The organism is Eudoraea sp. (genome assembly GCF_049665975.1).
Lineage (GTDB): Bacteria > Bacteroidota > Bacteroidia > Flavobacteriales > Flavobacteriaceae > Eudoraea.
In genome coordinates this window covers 1-19,305 of the sequence record NZ_JBATGR010000254.1, presented here as the reverse complement: position 1 = coordinate 19,305, position 19,305 = coordinate 1, and the positions used below count along the sequence as shown (strand labels likewise).

At 35.1% G+C, this 19,305-nt stretch carries 18 protein-coding genes; 12 read left to right on the top strand and 6 right to left on the bottom strand.

Translation table 11 applies throughout. From position 1 onward, the window contains the following. From WBN20_RS09265 to WBN20_RS09250, 4 genes are all read right to left on the bottom strand, one after another. The gene (locus WBN20_RS09265; RefSeq protein WP_424281482.1) at positions 1-1,275 is read right to left on the bottom strand and encodes a sterol desaturase family protein; all 1,275 of its coding nucleotides are present in this window, start codon (positions 1,273-1,275) and stop codon (positions 1-3) included. A gap of 174 nt (positions 1,276-1,449) precedes the next feature. Beyond that, positions 1,450-2,043, bottom strand: coding sequence for a hypothetical protein (locus WBN20_RS09260; RefSeq protein WP_424273093.1), 594 nt, complete (start codon positions 2,041-2,043; stop codon positions 1,450-1,452). A gap of 103 nt (positions 2,044-2,146) precedes the next feature. Further along, positions 2,147-2,809 carry a hypothetical protein gene (locus WBN20_RS09255; protein WP_424275553.1) on the bottom strand — a complete coding sequence of 221 codons (663 nt, stop codon included), beginning with the start codon at positions 2,807-2,809 and terminating at the stop codon, positions 2,147-2,149. Between the two features lie 68 nt (positions 2,810-2,877). Continuing rightward, on the bottom strand, positions 2,878-5,511 hold the full coding sequence (locus WBN20_RS09250; RefSeq protein ID WP_424281481.1) for a valine--tRNA ligase: 2,634 nt from the start codon (positions 5,509-5,511) through the stop codon (positions 2,878-2,880). Between the two features lie 201 nt (positions 5,512-5,712). Between WBN20_RS09250 and WBN20_RS09245 the strand changes: the two genes are divergently transcribed. Continuing rightward, entirely contained in the window at positions 5,713-6,099 is a 387-nt protein-coding gene (locus WBN20_RS09245; protein ID WP_424270731.1) for a DUF1573 domain-containing protein, read from the top strand. A 53-nt stretch (positions 6,100-6,152) separates the two neighbouring features. Here WBN20_RS09245 and WBN20_RS09240 read toward each other — a convergent pair whose 3' ends face one another. After that, positions 6,153-7,460, bottom strand: coding sequence for an aspartyl protease family protein (locus WBN20_RS09240; protein WP_424281480.1), 1,308 nt, complete (start codon positions 7,458-7,460; stop codon positions 6,153-6,155). Positions 7,461-7,638: 178 nt separating this feature from the next. Here WBN20_RS09240 and WBN20_RS09235 point away from each other — a divergent pair, with 178 nt between their 5' ends. From WBN20_RS09235 to WBN20_RS09200, 8 genes are all read left to right on the top strand, one after another. After that, positions 7,639-8,832, top strand: a complete 1,194-nt coding sequence (locus WBN20_RS09235; protein WP_424274912.1) for a pyridoxal phosphate-dependent aminotransferase — start codon at positions 7,639-7,641, stop codon at positions 8,830-8,832. Next, positions 8,829-9,845 (top strand): UDP-N-acetylmuramate dehydrogenase, encoded by a 1,017-nt coding sequence (gene murB / locus WBN20_RS09230; RefSeq protein ID WP_424281479.1) that lies wholly within the window; start codon positions 8,829-8,831, stop codon positions 9,843-9,845. The genes WBN20_RS09235 and murB overlap by 4 nt, the downstream gene beginning before the upstream one ends. 233 nt (positions 9,846-10,078) lie before the next feature. Then, positions 10,079-10,645: an RNA polymerase sigma factor gene (locus WBN20_RS09225; RefSeq protein WP_424272694.1), complete on the top strand. Its 567-nt coding sequence runs from the start codon at positions 10,079-10,081 to the stop codon at positions 10,643-10,645. Beyond that, the gene (locus tag WBN20_RS09220) at positions 10,642-11,400 is read left to right on the top strand and encodes an anti-sigma factor (protein WP_424281478.1); all 759 of its coding nucleotides are present in this window, start codon (positions 10,642-10,644) and stop codon (positions 11,398-11,400) included. The genes WBN20_RS09225 and WBN20_RS09220 overlap by 4 nt, the downstream gene beginning before the upstream one ends. Before the next feature lie 73 nt (positions 11,401-11,473). Next, positions 11,474-11,683, top strand: a complete 210-nt coding sequence (locus tag WBN20_RS09215; protein WP_424281477.1) for a membrane or secreted protein — start codon at positions 11,474-11,476, stop codon at positions 11,681-11,683. Between the two features lie 36 nt (positions 11,684-11,719). Continuing rightward, positions 11,720-12,286 (top strand): RNA polymerase sigma factor, encoded by a 567-nt coding sequence (locus WBN20_RS09210; RefSeq protein WP_424274301.1) that lies wholly within the window; start codon positions 11,720-11,722, stop codon positions 12,284-12,286. 92 nt (positions 12,287-12,378) lie between these two features. Continuing rightward, entirely contained in the window at positions 12,379-13,254 is an 876-nt protein-coding gene (lipA, locus tag WBN20_RS09205; protein WP_424281476.1) for a lipoyl synthase, read from the top strand. A gap of 419 nt (positions 13,255-13,673) precedes the next feature. After that, positions 13,674-15,839, top strand: coding sequence for a response regulator (locus tag WBN20_RS09200; protein ID WP_424281475.1), 2,166 nt, complete (start codon positions 13,674-13,676; stop codon positions 15,837-15,839). Here the strand turns inward: WBN20_RS09200 and lpxK are convergent. Continuing rightward, a complete protein-coding gene (gene lpxK / locus WBN20_RS09195) occupies positions 15,828-16,826 on the bottom strand; it encodes a tetraacyldisaccharide 4'-kinase (protein WP_424281474.1) in 999 nt (332 codons plus the stop codon). The two genes, WBN20_RS09200 and lpxK, sit on opposite strands and share 12 nt — an antisense overlap. A 217-nt stretch (positions 16,827-17,043) precedes the next feature. Here lpxK and WBN20_RS09190 point away from each other — a divergent pair, with 217 nt between their 5' ends. The 3 genes from WBN20_RS09190 to WBN20_RS09180 form a co-directional block, all read left to right on the top strand. After that, positions 17,044-18,138, top strand: coding sequence for a Nif3-like dinuclear metal center hexameric protein (locus WBN20_RS09190; protein WP_424281473.1), 1,095 nt, complete (start codon positions 17,044-17,046; stop codon positions 18,136-18,138). Between the two features lie 2 nt (positions 18,139-18,140). Further along, positions 18,141-18,920: a zinc ribbon domain-containing protein gene (locus WBN20_RS09185; RefSeq protein WP_424281472.1), complete on the top strand. Its 780-nt coding sequence runs from the start codon at positions 18,141-18,143 to the stop codon at positions 18,918-18,920. Between the two features lie 123 nt (positions 18,921-19,043). Beyond that, on the top strand, positions 19,044-19,305 hold a 262-nt coding region (locus tag WBN20_RS09180; protein WP_424281471.1), incomplete at its 3' end, for a DUF4174 domain-containing protein.

Sequence of the window (19,305 nt, the reverse complement as noted above, 5' to 3'; positions counted from 1 at the left end):
TTATTTTTTTAAAACTGCTTTGGCAGATAATGATCCTCTTTCCATATAGGTAAAATAAATACCCCCAATAATTGTAATAACAAAATACATTGCAACATAATATACCCCTCCTGCAAATTGGGCATTAATCCCAAACCAATCTCCTGTATTAAAAATGAGAAACAGTCCAAGTACTCCTCGACATAGTTCTATCCATATAGCAATTTTACTTCTATCCATTAGGCTTGTATAGCCATATATTCCCAAAAACACCAGGGCACCAAATAAAAGTAAACCATTGAAGCCAATTTCCGTATAGCTATAAAACATAAATAGTAATAATATTAAAGTAGCTAACATTTGAAAAATTACGTACCCTTTAAATGCAAATGAAGCCTTTGTTTGATATCGTTCAAAATGATACACATCTTGAATAATACTTATAGGGTAACTTTCTTTAACATCAGCCGGTCGCCACCCTGTAGGCATAATCCAAATTCTTACTTTATCCCAATAATTCTTCGTACGCCAGGCATCTTTAATTAATCGCCAAATATGCTGAAAATTAATAAGTAGAGGATTCCAGGTACGAGCTGGCTTCAAAACTCCATATTGAGGTGGCACCTCCGCCAGTTCTTCCTGAAAAGTACCAAACAAACGGTCCCATATGCATAATACCTGACCAAGGTTTTTATCAATATATTCAGGATTTATTGCATGATGAACCCTGTGTTGAGACGGTGTAACAATTATATATTCTAACCAGCCCATTTTTCTTATGTGCTGCGTGTGATACCAAAATTGAGCAAAAAGATGGATGGGTGCCAGAATTGCAATAACCCTTGTTGGAACTCCAAGAATTGCTGCAGGAATTAAAAAAAGAGGAAAATAGCCTATTAAATTAGAAACTGACTGTCGCAAGGCACATGCTAAATTAAATTCCTCACTGCTGTGGTGTATAACATGTTGATTCCAAAAAAAATTAATGTGATGGCTAAGGCGATGATTCCAATAACCTGCAAAATCGATAACAATAAAGGCAATAACCCAAACTAACCAACTGGCTTTTATATGTGTTAGTGCGAGGTGTTCTAATAAAAAAGGATAACTTACGATTATGATCCCCAGACCTAGGGAGTCTTTCAAAATATTAGTAAGACCAGAACTAATACTGCTAACGGTATCCAGAACCTTGTGTTTTTGATTTTTAACAAAGTATCCGTAGAGTATTTCTATACCCAATAAAAAAATAAAAAAAGGAATTGCATAAAGGAGTGCAGTTGCGTAAGATTCCATTTAAAAAATATGCTTCACTCAAAGATAGAAAAATTCATCAATTAACGATATTGGTAAAAACATCCTTCATTATAAATTCATTTTTCAGAGGATATTAAAGAAATGAAATTCATATCAAATAATACCTTATTCAGCATTAAAAACCATTCAATTTAAAACTAATGAGCTTATATACTAGTTGAAAGGACCAACCATTATATGGGCTCTATGGGTTCCGGGATCCATAAGCCATGGCATTCCGGGTGCATGTGGCTTACTGGGAAGCCCAGTAGATTCCGTCGTGGCAAATGGTGTATAAATAACATATCGAAACTTTCCGTCTTTTAAATCGCCTGTAGTTTTATCATAATTTTCATCGGTTCCATAAAATATATACATCATGCTAGGTTCTTCAGGCATTTTTATTTTACCCGAAGCTATTTCTTCACCTCTAATCTCTCTTTTTTCTTTAAAGTTTTTACCCTGAGCAGTAAGTTCTCGCCCTCTGGCCATAAAGGGTTCAAGTTTCTTAGAATAGCAACTGACACTTATACCTTCTTTGGTGGGATCATCACACAGGCACACCAGGTTATTGGTTCCTTCACGTAACACTACCAATTTGCCTTGTTTGTCATAGCCGTATACCATAGCATCTGCTTTATCTTCTTCAGGTGCCGGTAAGACTGCAGTTCTAATTTGAATTGCAGCTGGAAGAATTTTTGAATTTTCCACTTGAGCCAAAATAAAAGTGGAAATAAACATAAAACAAATAATTACCGATGATTTCATATGTATTGGTTTTCTTTTAAAGATAAACATCCGCTAGGATATGTTCAAAAAATAATCCGCAAATTATTGATTGAAAAAGCTTTCTTAAAGAAATACCCGATTATTAATTACATTCTAAGGCGTAGGTGTCTGTCTCGTCTTTTGTCCACTGCGAAGGAATATTGTTAAATTGCTCGGCATTCACCTGAATACAATCCAATGGATTATTCTCTATAGAAAAAGTGTTTAATTGTATGAGATTAAGGATATTCGAAATATCTATAGCCAGCAATGAATTATTGGCCAGACTTAATTGTTGCAGTGCGGTATTAGCGGAAATATTCAGCTGAGTAAGTCCATTGTTCTCCACCTGAATCCTTTCTAACATACTCAAATTAGATACATTAAGTACAGTTAGAAGATTATTTGGTGCAACCACAAATTTTAAATTGGAATTTTTAGAAACATTCAGGGTAGCAAGCATATTATCTCTTGCCCATAGACCTACTAAAGAAGTAAAGTCTTCTATTCCTGATAAATTGGTTATTCCCTTATCTTCAATTATAAGATCTGCTATATTCTCAATGGAACTTGTAAGTACAGAACCATCTTCCACATCATCTAAATTTAGCTCTATTAGTGCTCGTTCGAACATAACATCAGGAATAGTTGTCCTGGCTATAATTAACGGATTATCTTCCTCTATGGGGCCGTTATTGTCATCCGAGGAACAACCACTTAATATTAGTAAAAAAATCAACGGAAACGCAAAATTTATCTTTCTCATATTTTTATTTTTCATTATAACTCTTTTTCAATGACCAACCAAACCAAACAGTAAGGATTTACCCAAATCTATTCCTCTAAATTACTTAAACTTCTTTCCAGCGTTAAGATCTTCGCCTCTGCATCTGCGGCTTTCTTCTTTTCCATAGTAACTACATTCTCAGGCGCATTGTTCACAAACCGATCATTGGCCAGCTTTTTAGTAACGGATTGTAAAAAACCTTTGGTATACGATAGTTCTTCACGGATTTTCTTTATTTCAGCCTCTATATCGAGCATCCCCGAAACTGGTATGAAATATTCATTACTTCTAACTCTAAATGACAGTGCGCCATCTACAGCCCCATCTACAGAACTAATTGGCTCCACATTAGCCAATTTTTTGATAACCACATCCAAGTCTTCAGTTATTCCTTCTTTATTTAATACCGAAAGTTCTAATGTTTCCTTTAAAGGAATATTCTTCTGTTTGCGAATATTGCGAATACCCGATATTACTTCCGTAGCTAAATTAAACGCCTTAATTTGCTCTGGATCATAACTTTCTATTTCTGGCCAGCTAGCAATGACGAGGGCCTCAGATGGTTTACGATCTGAGATACGCTGCCATATTTCTTCCGAAAGAAAGGGCATAAATGGGTGTAGAAGTTTTAAATTATTCTCAAATATGGTTATGATTGCAATGTAACTTTTCTGATCAATTGGACGCTGATATGCCGGCTTTACTATTTCGAGCAACCATGAGCAGAAATCATCCCAAACCAGTTTGTAAGTGGCCATTAATGCTTCTGATATACGGTATTTGCTAAAATGATCCTCTATCTCCTCAAGCACTTGATTAAATCGGGCTGTATACCATTCAATTCCTTTTAAAGAATAATCGGGTTGTGGAAGTTCGGCAATTTCCCATCCTTTAACAAGACGAAAGGCGTTCCATATTTTATTAGCGAAGTTTTTTCCCTGCTGGCAAAGAGCTTCATCAAATAAAAGGTCATTTCCGGCCGCAGAACTTAGCAATAAGCCAACCCGCACAGCATCTGCCCCGTAGTTTGAAATTAACTTGAGTGCATCCGGGGAATTGCCCAGAGATTTAGACATTTTGCGCCTTTCTTTATCTCTAACCAAACCTGTTAGATAAACATTGTTAAATGGTCTTTCTCCTCTAAATTCATAACCTGCAACTATCATCCTGGCTACCCAAAAAAATAAAATATCTGGTGCAGTAACCAGATCGCTTGAAGGATAATAGTAATTAACATCTTTATTATCTGGTTCCATTATTCCACCAAAAACACTAATTGGCCAGAGCCAGGAAGAAAACCAGGTATCCAATACATCTTCATCTTGTTTAAGATCTTCCGCGGCCAACCTATTATTCCCAGACTTATCTTTTGCTTTTACCAGAGCATCCTCTCTTGATTCGGCAACAACAAAATCATTTTCCCCATCCCCATAGTAGTAAGCAGGTATTCGTTGTCCCCACCAAAGTTGCCGTGAAATATTCCAATCCCGAATATTCTCCATCCAATGACGGTATGTATTTTCAAATTTTCTTGGAAAAAATTTCACTTCCCTGGTTTCCAGAACAGCAGATATAGCAGGTTTTGCTAAATTTTCCATTTTAAGAAACCATTGATCTGAAAGTCTTGGTTCTATAATGGCTTTTGTTCGTTCGGAAGTACCAACTTTATTTACATAGGGTTCCACCTTTGTCAAAATACCCTTTTCCTTTAATTCCTTAACAATGGCTTTACGTGCCAAGAACCGGTCCATCCCTTCAAAGTGTTTTCCGAAAGAATTTAATGATGCATCTTCATTAAAAATATCTATGGTTTCAAGTTGATGTTTTTCACCAAGAAGCTTATCATTTTCGTCATGTGCAGGTGTTACTTTTAAACAGCCCGTTCCAAATTCCATGGTAACATATTCGTCTTCAATTATTGGAATTACTCTATTACATATGGGAACGATCGCCTTTTTGCCTCTCAAATTACTGTAACGTTCATCATTTGGATTGATACAAATGGCAGTATCACCCAGAATGGTTTCAGGACGTGTAGTTGCTATGGTAACTTTATCATCAGAACCTTCTATAGCATAGGCGAGGTAATATAACTCGCCATTTCGCTCTTCGTATATTACTTCCTCATCTGATAGTGTGGTTTTGGCCTGGGGGTCCCAATTCACCATGCGATATCCGCGATAAATTAAACCTTTATTGAATAATTCAATAAAAACTTTAATAACGGACGCAGACATGTCTTCATCCATCGTAAATTTTGTGCGATCCCAATCACATGAACAACCCAATTTTTTAAGTTGTTCTAAGATTACACCCCCATATTCATGTGTCCATTCCCAGGCATGTTCTAAGAATTCTTCTCTGGACATATCCCTTTTGTCTATTCCCTGTTCCTTCAGTTTAGCTACCACTTTTGCTTCTGTTGCAATAGAAGCGTGGTCTGTTCCGGGTACCCAGCATGCATTCAGACCAAGCAGCCGTGCTCTTCTGATAAGTACATCCTGAATGGTAGTATTCAACATATGCCCCATATGCAGAATACCGGTAACATTAGGTGGCGGTATAACAATGGTATAAGGTTTCCGGCTATCGGGTGTTGAATGAAAATAATTATTGGCCAGCCAATAGTCATACCAATGGTCTTCAACTATCTGAGGCTCATATTTTGATGGGATATCCATAATTTCGGTACAGTTTTTGTTAATTCAATACGGGTATTAAAAAATGACTATCACTAAAAATGTTAAACTTGCGATAATCATTTTAATTTTTCCGGATTGGAAATACGAAACAAAAATAAGTAACGTTAGAAGATAACAAAAGAATTTTGGATGTTGATACTAAAACATTTACATTTGAGATTCACCCAAAACCAAAAAGTAATGAAAAAAATAGTATTAATATTATTTGTAGGCCTACTTGCATTAAGTGTAAACGCCCAAGATAAAGTGGCTAAGATTGAATTTAAAACTGAAACCGTGGATTATGGTGTAATCGAAAAAGGCAGTGATGGCGTTAGGGTATTTGAATTTACAAACACAGGAACAGCACCTTTAATTATTAGTAAAGTAAGTTCCAGTTGTGGCTGTACTATCCCTAAAAAACCTGAAGAAGCTATATTACCGGGTAAAACGGGAGAAATACAAGTTAAATATGACACTAAGCGAGTTGGAATGATTAGAAAGGCCATTACGGTAATATCCAATGCTGATACGCCTACTAAAGTGTTAAAAATTAAAGGCGAAGTGACAAGTGTAGACGGAAAATAGAAAAATCTATAGTAGAATATAAATAAAAGCCGGAATGAAAATTCCGGTTTTTTTTATTTAAATGCTTTTTTGAGTACAAATGAAAATAACAAATTGTTGTTGTATCTTTCAATTAGGACCTTTATGCGTTTTCCTTCTTTTTCATTGAGCATTTTCATGACTTCCTGAAGTTTATAACTATGAATGCGCTTGCCATTTACCGCTAAAATTATGTCCCCCTCTTTTAGACCGGCTTCTTCTGCCGGGCTGCCTGCCCTGATACCAGAAACAATAATCTCCGGTACCAAACTAAGCCGGGTTTGGTTTTGCATCAGAATTTGCACGTCTCCAAATGTTCTTTCATTATTAAAAACAACACCTCTTCTATCGGCAATCCGGGCTGCTATATATCGAACACCATTATGTTGTAATTGCAAGCCACACATATTATACTGGAATGGAGCTTTAAAATGTGCATTCTTTTTTAAAGTAATTTCCTTTGCAGGATAATTAAAAATAATATTGAAACGTTTAAGTATGGCCCCTCCAATGCTACCATTTCTATTTCCTGTAACCACTGAGGTACTAAAGGTCTCCATATCTGGAAATGCGGCTTTTGCATCCTTTAAGGCAAACTCTCCCAGACTAATTCTATTAACTTTAGTGCGCTTACCATAAATACTTCCATTCAGGCCTTGACCCAAAAAATCCTGATAATTTTGTACGGGAATCCCGAGTCCCTTTTCCTCATCCCTAAAGAGCCATACAGCATCGCTACTTCCAGTATCAATTAAAAGTTTTACAGGTACGTCGTTTGCCTCATTTAAACCGATATTTCCATCAATATAGGCCTTATTCCGCCTTATAAATAAAGGTAATGTCTGTGATTTTTTATTTTGTTTTCCTTTATAAAATTTCGGATCGTGAAATTTAATATATTCTGCATCATAGTTAATTTCGACAACAAAATCTCGGAATAAGTCATAACCAATAATTCCATGAATGGGGATTCCAAGCGTTGGGGAGAAATTCATATCCTTGTCCAGAACAACGTATAACAATTGATTGAAATTCCTAATTTCTTCCAATTTGAAAAAATTGTCTTTTGAACTAAGTGCTTTTATTGGGTCTCCATCCCCAAGACCTCTTATGGTAATTTCAGATACATTCCTTAATTGAATAGAGTCCTGATCCGATACATTAAAAAGAATAGGTTTGCTTACCCCTGAATCCAAGATAAAGGACAACTTCGCCCCGTTAACTTCAATAGGTATAATTATAAGGTTATTGATTAATTTAAAATTAATCTTTTCAAATTTTTTCCCATTTGCCAATCCAAAACCTTGTGATAAACCATAAGATGGAAGCCACAGAATTAACAATAAAAGAATTTTGAATAATCTACGCAACTTGCTAATAATTAGTTCAATATATCTTAAAGATATTAAATAATAACATAAGATTATAGTACTTTAACATTCCATTAGATGAACTGATAATATTTAACTTTATGTTGTTTTGTCCATAATGATTTCTCATTTTTGCTAAAATTTTGAATTTATGCCAGCCATCTCAAGGAAGGGTCAATTGATGCCAGAGTCCCCAATCCGGAAATTGGTTCCCTATGCGGAAGATGCCAAATTACGAGGAATAGATGTAATTCATCTCAATATTGGTCAGCCAGATATAAAAACGCCCAAACAGGCCTTAGATGCAGTTAAAAACAACACAATTGAAGTTTTAGCCTATAGTAGAACCGAAGGTTCCGAAATCTATCGTAAAAAATTAAGCGACTATTACAAAAAGCAAAAAATATATGTCACACACAATGACATATTGGTTACAACAGGAGGATCTGAAGCACTTTCCTTTGCCATGGGAAGCATTGCTGATGCTCAGGATGAAATTATAATTCCTGAACCTTTTTATGCCAATTACAATGGTTTTGCGACAGCTATGGGAATAAAAGTGACTCCCGTACTTTCGAGAATTGAAAACAATTTTGCACTACCTCCTATTGAGGAATTCGAAAAGCTCATTACGAATAAGACAAGAGCAATCCTTATATGCAATCCTGGAAATCCTACGGGATATTTATACAATAAAACTGAAATTCAGAAACTGGCGTTATTGGTAAAAAAATACAATCTTTTTCTGGTGGCAGATGAAGTCTATAGAGAGTTCACATACGATGGAAAAGAGCATTATTCAATATTACAGGAAAACGGATTGGACGAACACGCCATCGTTATAGATTCTGTTTCCAAAAGGTATAGCATGTGTGGCGCAAGAATTGGTTGTCTTGTATCAAAAAACAAGGAGGTTATAAAAACAGCTTTAAAATTTGCCCAGGCAAGGCTTTCACCTCCTACATATGCCCAAATTGCAAGTGAAGCTGCTTTAGAAACACCACAGGAGTACTTTAAGGACGTCATAGAAGAATATGTAGAAAGGCGTGATTTACTTATAGCTGAATTGAATAAAATAGAAGGTGTAATTGTAGGCAGGCCCCACGGGGCATTTTACTGTATAGCGCAATTACCAATAACAGATGCTGATCATTTTGCACAATGGCTTCTGGAGAAATATGAATTAGACGGTGAGACAGTTATGGTGGCACCTGCTGCAGGATTCTACGCAACCAAAGGAATGGGTAAGAATCAGATACGAATTGCTTATGTTCTTAAAAAAGAACGTTTAATAAAAGCCGTTCAAATATTAAAAGAAGCACTTAAATCCTACCAGGCTTTGTGAAAATACAGCATGATATATCTTTGAAGAAGTATAATACTTTTGGCATTGAAGCCTTGGCAAGTCATTTTATAGAAATAACCACAATCCAGAATCTCCAAGAAGTACTTCGACAAAAGGGCTACCCAAAAAAACTTGTGTTAAGCGGCGGAAGTAATATGCTAATTACCAATGATTTAAATGCATTAGTAATCCATATTAACATTAAAGGAATTACCATTCTTTCAGAAGAGGAAAATCACGTAATCCTAAAGATTATGGCAGGAGAAAACTGGCATGAATTAGTAATTTGGACGATAAACCACAACTACGGAGGCTTGGAAAATTTATCCTTAATTCCGGGAAATGTTGGCACTTCGCCAATACAAAATATAGGTGCATACGGGGTTGAACTTAAAGATTGTTTTGAAAGCTGTGAAGCGATGGATATTTCTACTCAGCAAATCATAACTTTTTCCAAGTCTGATTGTCAGTTTGGCTATAGAGATTCAATTTTTAAGAATAAAGGGAAGGGTAAATACATAATAACGTCTGTAAATTTAAAATTAAGTAAACCTCCACATAGACCAAATACTTCTTATGGTGCAATTGAAACTGAATTGAAAAAAAATAATATTGACCATCCTACAATCAAGGATGTTTCCAATGCTGTAATTTCAATTCGCCAAAAGAAACTGCCGGACCCTGCTAAATTGGGCAATAGTGGAAGTTTCTTTAAAAACCCGGTAATCACAAAAGATAAGTTTATTACTTTTTTGGACAATAATCCTGATGCGCCATTTTACCAAATATCAGAAACTGCTTATAAAATTCCTGCAGCATGGCTAATTGAGCAATGCGGATTTAAAGGAAAAAGATATGGTGATGCCGGGGTTCATAAAAACCAGGCTCTGGTCCTGGTAAACTATGGAAATGCAAGTGGACAGGAGTTACTACGCTTAGCAAATAAAATTCAGGATGCTGTATCAACGCAATTCGACATCGAGATCAGCCCTGAAGTAAATATAATTGGCTAAAAAGAATAATAAAAAGGTATAAAATAACCCCCGTGAAAGAATTCACGGGGGTTATACCAAACCAAACTAACCAAAAATTAAATGTACAATAACCAGTTGCACATTTATCTAATTAAAATTGAGAAAACGCTTTCTTAACAATCAATTTTATAATTTAGCGTTTACACTATATACGGGTCAGAATAATATTTTGGATGCTTTCTTTCCGAATTATTTGATGTCGTTAATCTAATATGAGTACACTACTTGAAAAACATATTGTTGAATTGTTGCATGAGCGCAATGACAAGGCTATTTCATTGCTGTATGAACATTATGGCGATACGCTTTACGGGGTTGCTTTTAAAGTAGTTAGAGATTCAGAACTGGCTCAAGACGTATTACAGGAGAGTTTTGTGAAGATCTGGAAAAAATCTGACTCATATGATTCCTCCAAGGCAAAATTATTTACCTGGCTCTTCAGAATTACAAGAAACACAGCCATTGACAAATTACGTAGCGTAAACACCAAATCTGATAAGGAAATCCAAATTGATGTTTCGGACGTATATAATCTAGGAATAGACAGTATCAGACCCGAGTTCATGGATGTCAAAGAGAACATGGAGAAGATAGAACATAAATATCATGTGGTGTTGGATGCCTTGTTTTTTCAAGGAATGACACAACAAGAAGCCAGCGATGAATTAAATATTCCGTTGGGAACTATCAAATCCAGGTTAAAAATTGGACTAAGAGAACTTAAAAAGATTTATGGTAATTCTATGATACTTTTGCCCCTATTAATTTTAATGTCATGAAAGATAAAATACGAATATTTTTAGATACTGATTTGCTTGAAAAGTATCTGTTGGGAAACACTACTCCTGAAGAATCTATGCAAGTTGAGCGATATATTGCAATGTATCCTGAAGTTAGAAAGACCTACGATGAGTTACAAACGAATCTTGAAACATTTGCAAAATTACATGCCCTTAAAACCCCTGAAGGTCTTAAGACCAAGATCCTAAATAGAATTAAAGCACAGAATACAGGCAGGAGAAAGTTTCAAAGATATGCTATTGCTGCAAGTATAGCGGCTTTCCTTTTTGCTGGATCATCTTATTTCTTTTGGAATCAAAATCAAAATTTACAGGATGAAAATGTAATCGTAAATAACAAGATCAGAACTCTGGAAGAAGATATGAAAGAACAACTGGAAGATGTAAGAAACCAGTTTATAGTGCTAAATAATCCTCAGACTAAAAAGTATACCGTAAATGGAAATAAAAAGGCAAAGGAATTAAAAGCAGTGGCCTATATAAATCCTGTTAAAAAACTTTCCTATATTAATGTTCAGAGTTTGCCTAATTTACCTGACAACCAATGTTATCAGATGTGGGCTGAAGTTAATGGTGAAATGGTAAATCTGGGAGTAATTAAAAATGTTGATGATAAAGATCGCCTCAGACCCTTACCTTATGCCGAAAACGCTATTGGTTATATAACTATAGAACCTCAAGGCGGAAATGACACTCCTACGGTTCAGAATATCGTAGCCAATATTTCCTATTGAGAAACAAATGATTTGTAGAATATACAGCCCCTTTTAGGGGCTTTATTTTTGTATCTTTGTGAAAATTTTCTTTATGACGTTAATTTTACTTACTATAGGTCTTCTTGCGCTGGCATTCGCAGGAATTGCAATTAAAATATGGTCTAAAAAAGATGGTGAGTTTGCCGGCACTTGCGCTAGTCAAAACCCTTATCTTAATGGCGATGGAGAGGCCTGCGGTTTTTGTGGTAAACTTCCGGACGAACAGGATTGCAGAAAAGAGGTTTCCGTAAAATCAAATTAGCGTTAACCTACCTTTAGATTTATTAAAGAGCAAAGTTTGGATAAAACTGACGAAACACTCATAAGTACTATTGAACGGGCTAAAGCGGGTAATCAGATTGCTTTTAGTAGTTTACTTGACACATTCTGGAATGATGTATATGGTTTTCAATTAATCCGGACTAAAAATGAAAATGATGCCGAGGATATAACAATACAAACCTTTTCCCGGGCTTTCGACAAATTAGATTCTTATGATGCTGCTTATGAGTTTAAAACATGGCTAATTACTATTTCTAAAAATTTACATGTAGACCTCATTAGAAAAAGAAAAAGGAATGTTCTTGATGGAACTGATAGTGGCAATAACGAGGCCATTAAAAAGGTTCTTGATGATGCCCCAACAGCCGAAGATCAATTAATCACCGATCAGAATCTTGCAAAACTTCTTCAAAATATTAAACAATTAAAGCCGCATTATCAAAAAGTCATTAATCTTCGGTATTTTAATGAACTATCTTATGCAGAAATTGCCAAAGAATTAGGAGAACCAGTGAATAATGTTAAAGTAAAACTACTCCGGGCAAAAAAGTTATTAGCAGAAATCATCAAAAGCAAAAGATAGTTTTTACCAGTTAAGTTATTGTTTAAAAGTTGAGCCCTTGTCCAATAGCTTTTATTTTTCTATTTGGTCGTATATTTGTTTAAAAATTTTCTATGAGCATTGAAACTATTTCCCATGTACTACCGCCTAAAGGCAAACCAAAATGGTTAAGAGTTAAATTGCCAACTGGGAAAAAATATACCCAGCTAAGAAGTTTGGTTGATAAATATGATTTGAATACCATATGTACTTCAGGTAGCTGTCCGAATATGGGGGAATGTTGGGGAGAAGGTACAGCTACTTTTATGATTTTAGGCAATATTTGTACGAGGTCCTGTGGGTTTTGCGGTGTAAAAACTGGCCGGCCCGAGAATGTGGATTGGGAAGAACCCGAAAAAGTAGCGCGTTCCATAAAGATTATGGGTATTAAACATGCTGTAATTACCTCTGTAGACAGGGATGATCTTAAAGATATGGGTTCTATTATATGGTCGGAAACTGTAAAAGCTATTAGAAGAATGAATCCGAATACCACATTAGAAACCCTAATTCCTGACTTTCAAGGACTTGGAATTCATTTAGATCGTATTATTGATGTTGCTCCCGAAGTTGTTTCTCACAATATGGAAACTGTAAAAAGACTTACGCGGGAAGTTAGGATACAGGCAAAGTATGAGCGAAGCCTAAATGTACTGCATTACCTGAAAGAGCAGGGAGTTAAACGAACCAAGTCTGGAATTATGTTGGGTCTTGGAGAACTGGAATCTGAAGTTATCGAGACCATGGAAGACCTTAGAAATGCCAGGGTCGATGTGGTTACAATTGGACAATACCTTCAACCTTCTAAAAGGCACTTGCCTGTAAAGGAATTTATTCTACCCGAACAATTTGCCAAGTATGAGGAATTGGGGAAAAGCATGGGATTCAGGCATGTTGAGAGCGGGGCTTTGGTTAGATCTTCATATAAAGCACATAAACATATTCATTAAAATATTTATAAACATTCTGTTTTCCATAGATTTCCATAAAAAAGAATTAAGGGGTTTTAGTACAAATATCCACTCATAAACCAGTGGCTTGGCAGTACTATTTAATCTTAAAAAAGCAGTGATTATTCTCTATATAAATAATATTTTTAACAGATTTTCCTAAAATGAGCTAAAAAACAGTACTTTTTATAGGAAAGAACCTATAGTTTCTATTTAAATAAACAATAGTTGTTTATCCTAAACGTTTGATTCAAAGGTAAGGTTAATTAATAAATTTAATAATTTTCTAAATATCAAAAAGTTATAAAAGTGCATTAAAAATTAATGTATTTAATTAACTTTTTTAATTGATAAAAAATCATTTGAGATTATTTTTACAACATACTATAATTATTAAGGCATTGCTAATTTTGCTTTGCATGTCCTTCACATCTATTGTCTTGTCCCAAGAGCGAACAAATCAGGTAAATGGTTTAGAAACTTTTTTTGATGAAACCAGGATTTACAAAAACCAGAACAAAATAAATCTTGCCCTGGAATCCCTGGACAAAGCTGCAGCTTTGGCAGAAGAAACAGAAGATGAAAAGGCCCTCGTGGATTGTTATCACAAATTTGCATTGCTATACATGGAACTGGATAAAAGAGAGACCACTCTTTTTTATTGGGATCGCGCTACAGTTCTGCTTAATGAACTGGAATACCCATATGGCCATGCAGTCCACAAATACATAGAATCTATTCTTCTCTATGACAGCGGTAATAACTTTCAGGCCATTTTTATGCTTAATGAATCTAAGCAGCTAAGTAATGACCGTAATCTTCTCAACAACATACTATTATTAGAGGCCAATATATACTTCACCATAGAAAAATATGATAGCGCGGCACTAAATTTTAATTCCCTTGTGGTAAATAATGATGTATTTGAGAAAGAATCACTAATGGCAAGGTCACACCTGGGATTGGCTAAAGTATATCTTGAAACTCAAGACTTTGATGAAAGTATTAAAAGTGGGGTTAGTGCATTAGAAATCGCTAAGGCAAATAACTTCTACAAAGAGGAATTTGAAGCCAATGAAATATTGGGCCAGGCCTTTGAAAAAAGAGAAAAATACGATCTCTCTCTAGTTCATAACAGGAATCTTTTAAAACTAAAAGATTCTGTTTTCACCATAGAAAAAATTAAGGCCGAAGCCAAAACAGCCGATAGGATTCAATTTGAATTTATGTCTGAAGAAATTAAGCGTCAGGACACTAAAATTGAGGAATTAAATGAATCCCGGAACAGATCTGAAATTACCGCTATCCTAACCTCGGCTTTTTTAACTATTATTTCTTTATTAGCGGTATCTCTATTCAGGAACAATCAGATTAAGTTAAAGACCAATGATCTTCTGCAAACCAAAAACAGGGAGCTTCAAACTGCCAGAGATGCGGCAATTCAGGCTATGGAAGCCAAAACCAACTTCCTGTCTACAGTAAGTCATGAATTGAGAACACCGCTATATGCCGTTACCGGTTTGGCGCACCTCTTATTGGAAGAGAACCCAAGTGATAATCAAAAAGAACATCTAAAGTCTTTAAAGTTTTCGGGTGATTATTTACTAAATTTTATAAATGACATACTGCAAATAAATAAAATAGATGCTGACAAGTTGGAGGCCTTAAAGATGGAATTTAATCTGAAAAAAGTGCTTGCAGACGTAATAAGCTCTTTGCAGCAGAGTGCTAAAGAAAATAGAACAAAAATTATCCTGGAATACGACGAGACTATTCCAAAACATTTAATGAGCGACCCTATTAAATTATCCCAGATATTTATGAACCTTCTTGGTAACGCTTTAAAATTCACCAAAAATGGAGAAGTACATGTAATAGCTAAACTCCTTAAAAAGGAGGAAGAGGACGTCACTATATATTTTGAAGTTAAGGATAATGGAATAGGAATTTCAATTGAACAACAACAAAATATCTTTGATAGTTTTGAACAAGGCTCAATTCAAATTAACAGGGAATATGGAGGTACTGGACTTGGGCTTACTATTGTGAAGAGTCTGTTAGGCCTTTTTGACAGTAAAATACAGCTTAAAAGTACTTTGGGCCAGGGTAGTTCATTTTTCTTTGAATTAGACCTTAAAAGCAAAGATAGTTTAGTAGATGACATTCCTTTTGAGATAACCCAAAAAGACTATGATTTAAATGGCCTTCATGTACTCGTTGTTGAAGACAATAAGATAAATCAGGTAATAACCAAAAAAATGTTGGAGAAAAAGGGTGTTAGCTGTGAAATTGCCGGAAACGGAAACACGGCTGTAGAAATGGCCAACACAAGTCAGTACGATGGTATACTAATGGACATACATATGCCGGGAATAAGTGGGGTTGAAGCTACTATTCAGATTAGAAAGTTTGATTCTGACACCCCAATTATAGCGCTTACCGCAATATCCTTAGACGACAGTTTAGAAAGTTTCTATGCAGCAGGTTGTAATGACGTAGTTACTAAACCTTTTAAACCAGAAGTGTTTTATCAAAAAATTGGTGAAAACATCCTTGAACATAAATTAAAGAAATCAGTATCCTAATTTTTCAAGGCTTTTGGTAATAACCTCATCTCCCTTATTCAAAAATCGATGCCTGACGGATATATAGTAAAGATTTTCTACGCTATCTTTTAACCGCATATAGTCCTTCTCCGTAGTCAGTATTAAAGGTTTGGAGTTAAAAAAATCAATCTCTTTCCTGGAAAAAAAATGATGGTCCCTATACTGATGATGATCAAAATTAATCTCGGCACTTTTTAGAAAAGCAATTAGAGGTTTCGGGTTAGCAATTCCTGTTACTAATGAGACTACTTTATTTTGTAAACCATTGAGGGATATTTCCTCTTTTTTTCCTTTTAAATTAATGTCATATTCTAAAGCACAGAATAATACCCTTTGATTTTTTCCAGGATTCAACTCCCGTGTGATTCTCAATTGACTTTCATCATCCAAATCTGGAGGGCATTTAGTAACAACAATTAGATCTGCTCGCTTAGATGAACTTTTATTGTCTCTTAAATTTCCAGTTGGTAAATACCAGTCATTTGTGTATAAATTTCCGTAAGATGTCAATAAGATTGAAAATAATGGGTTCACTTTTCTATGTTGATATGCATCATCTAAAAGTATAAGATTTGGATGCTTCGAGGTTTCAAGCAGTTTAATACCTCTAATTCTATCTGCATCTACCGCTACTGAAACTTCAGGAAATTTAGAATATATCTGCAAGGGCTCGTCTCCAATTTCTTCAGCTGTACTTGTTTTTTGGGCCAAAACAAATCCCCTGCTTTTTCTTTTATAACCCCTACTCAAAACTGCTAGCTTTGAGCTTGGCGACAAATGATTTAAAAGCCATTCAATCATTGGTGTCTTGCCTGTACCTCCTGTACTTAAGTTTCCCACGCTAACAACTACAGTTTTAAATTCTGTAGATTGTAAAATCCCTGAATCATATAAAACATTCCTAAAATATACCGCGAGGGCATAGATCAAAGAAAATGGGAAAGCTAGAATTCTTAGCAGTTGCATAGGAACGAAAATATAATATTTTATCTTTGATGCACGTACTTAACTTTAAAACATACTATTAAATTATTCCCAGTTGTATTAATTTTAATTGGTTTTAGAATAATGCTAAACGATATCAAATTCCACGCGCCTGAGGATTACCCTAAATTTTATTTAGGCTTTATCATACATACTATTAATAGACAAGGCTTATTCTAATAGCCATAAATTTTTAAATATGAAGGTTAAAGATGTTGCTGAAATACTCGAAGAATTGGCTCCACTTGAATACGCTGAGAATTTTGATAATGTTGGGCTTCTTGTAGGTGATCCGGACATGAGTGTAACAAATATTCTTGTTACCCTTGATTCACTGGAAAATGTAATTGATGAAGCAATTGGCAAATCATGTAATCTGATCATTAGTTTTCATCCAATATTGTTTAAGGGTCTTAAGAACCTTACCGGCTCTAATTATATAGAGCGTGCAGTTATAAAGGCTGTTCAAAATAATATTTCTATTTATTGCCTGCACACTGCCCTCGACAATTCAATTGAAGGTGTAAATGCCAAAATCTGCGAAGTACTGGAGGTGAAAAACACAAGGATATTAATTCCACAACAAGGAACCATAAAAAAATTAACAACATATGTACCCAGAACGCATTCTAAAGTCCTGTTGGAATTTCTTTTTAAAGCAGGGGCGGGAAATATAGGAAATTATAGTGAATGCAGTTTTACCGTAGAAGGCACAGGCAGCTATAAAGCCGGAAGAAACGCGAATCCGGTAAAGGGGAAAAAAGGCGAGCTACATTTAGAAGAAGAAACACAGATCAATGTTACTTTTCCTAAAAGTAAAGAAAAAAGTGTTTTGAACGCATTATTTGAACATCATCAGTATGAGGAGGTCGCATACGAAATATATACCTTAGACAATGTTGATTCTCAAATTGGTATGGGAATGATAGGTGAATTGGAAATACCACAAGCCGAAAAAGACTTTTTCAATATCCTAAAAAACAAAATGAATGTATCCTGTATAAGGCACTCAGATTTTTTAGGTAAAAAAATACGTAAAGTAGCAGTTTTAGGAGGAAGCGGGGCCTTTGCCATTACTGCGGCTAAAAATTCGGGTGCAGATGTTTTTATTACATCAGACATCAAGTATCATCAGTTTTTCGAGGCTGAAAACAAAATACTTCTTGCAGATATAGGACACTATGAAACTGAGCAGTTTACAAAAAATTTATTGCTAGACTATCTTACAAAAAAAATGCCTAATTTTGCAATCTCGTTATCGAAGAGTATTACAAATCCTATCAAGTATTATTAAATATGGCAACAAAAGTAGAAACAACCGTGGAGGATAAATTAAGAGCATTATACGATTTGCAATTAATAGATTCCAGAGTTGATGAAATTAGAAATGTACGTGGTGAATTACCGCTTGAAGTTGAAGATCTTGCAGACGACGTACTTGGTTTGAAAACAAGAATGGATAAGTTAAAGACCGATTTGGAAACAATAAATTATGAAATCGGGGCTAAAAAGAATTTAATTGAAGAAGCCAAAGTACTGATAAAAAAATATGCTGACCAGCAAAAAAATGTAAGAAACAGCAGAGAATTCAATTCACTTGCGAAAGAAGTTGAATTTCAGGAATTGGAAATACAATTAGCTGAGAAAAACATTAAAGAATACAAAGTTCAAATCGAGCAAAAAAAGGAAGTAATTAGCGAGACTAAAGAAAGACTTGTGGAGCGTGAGTCACACTTAAAACACAAGAAAAGTGAATTAGACGCGATTCTTGCGGAAACTGATAAGGAGGAAAAAGCACTTTTGGCTAAATCTGAAAAATTTGAAAAGCAAATTGAAGATAGATTAGTACAAGCTTATAAACGAATTCGAAATAATGTTAAAAACGGTCTGGCAGTTGTTCCAATTGAAAGGGGTGCCTCAGGAGGTTCATTCTTTACCATACCTCCGCAGGTACAGGTAGAAATTGCTTCCAGAAAAAAGATAATTACAGATGAACATAGTGGAAGAATTCTTGTAGATTCTGCTTTAGCTGAAGAAGAACAAGCGAAGATGCACAAAATGTTTTCTAAAATCTGATAGGTTTAAATATTCACTTAAAACCACCTATAGTCAGGTGGTTTTTTTATTTTAGTACTTTATATGCATATGTTTAGTCTAAGATATATTGCGTTTTTAGTTTTAATGTTACAACTCAATGGGATGTCCGCACAGGAATTAACTGAATTTAAGTGGAAAAAACGTATTCTCCTCATAATGGATGTGAATAATGATTTGCCTGCCAGAAACACACAGATTAGCAAGTTTGTTATACGGCATGACGAAATGGAGGAAAGAGATTTAGTTCTTTTTGTATGCACGGGAAAGGAAGTATTGGATAAGGATGGATTAAAAACCGATATTAATCCCGATAAAATATCCTATGGTGAATTTCAGGGTGTTATCTTAATCGGAAAAGATGGTG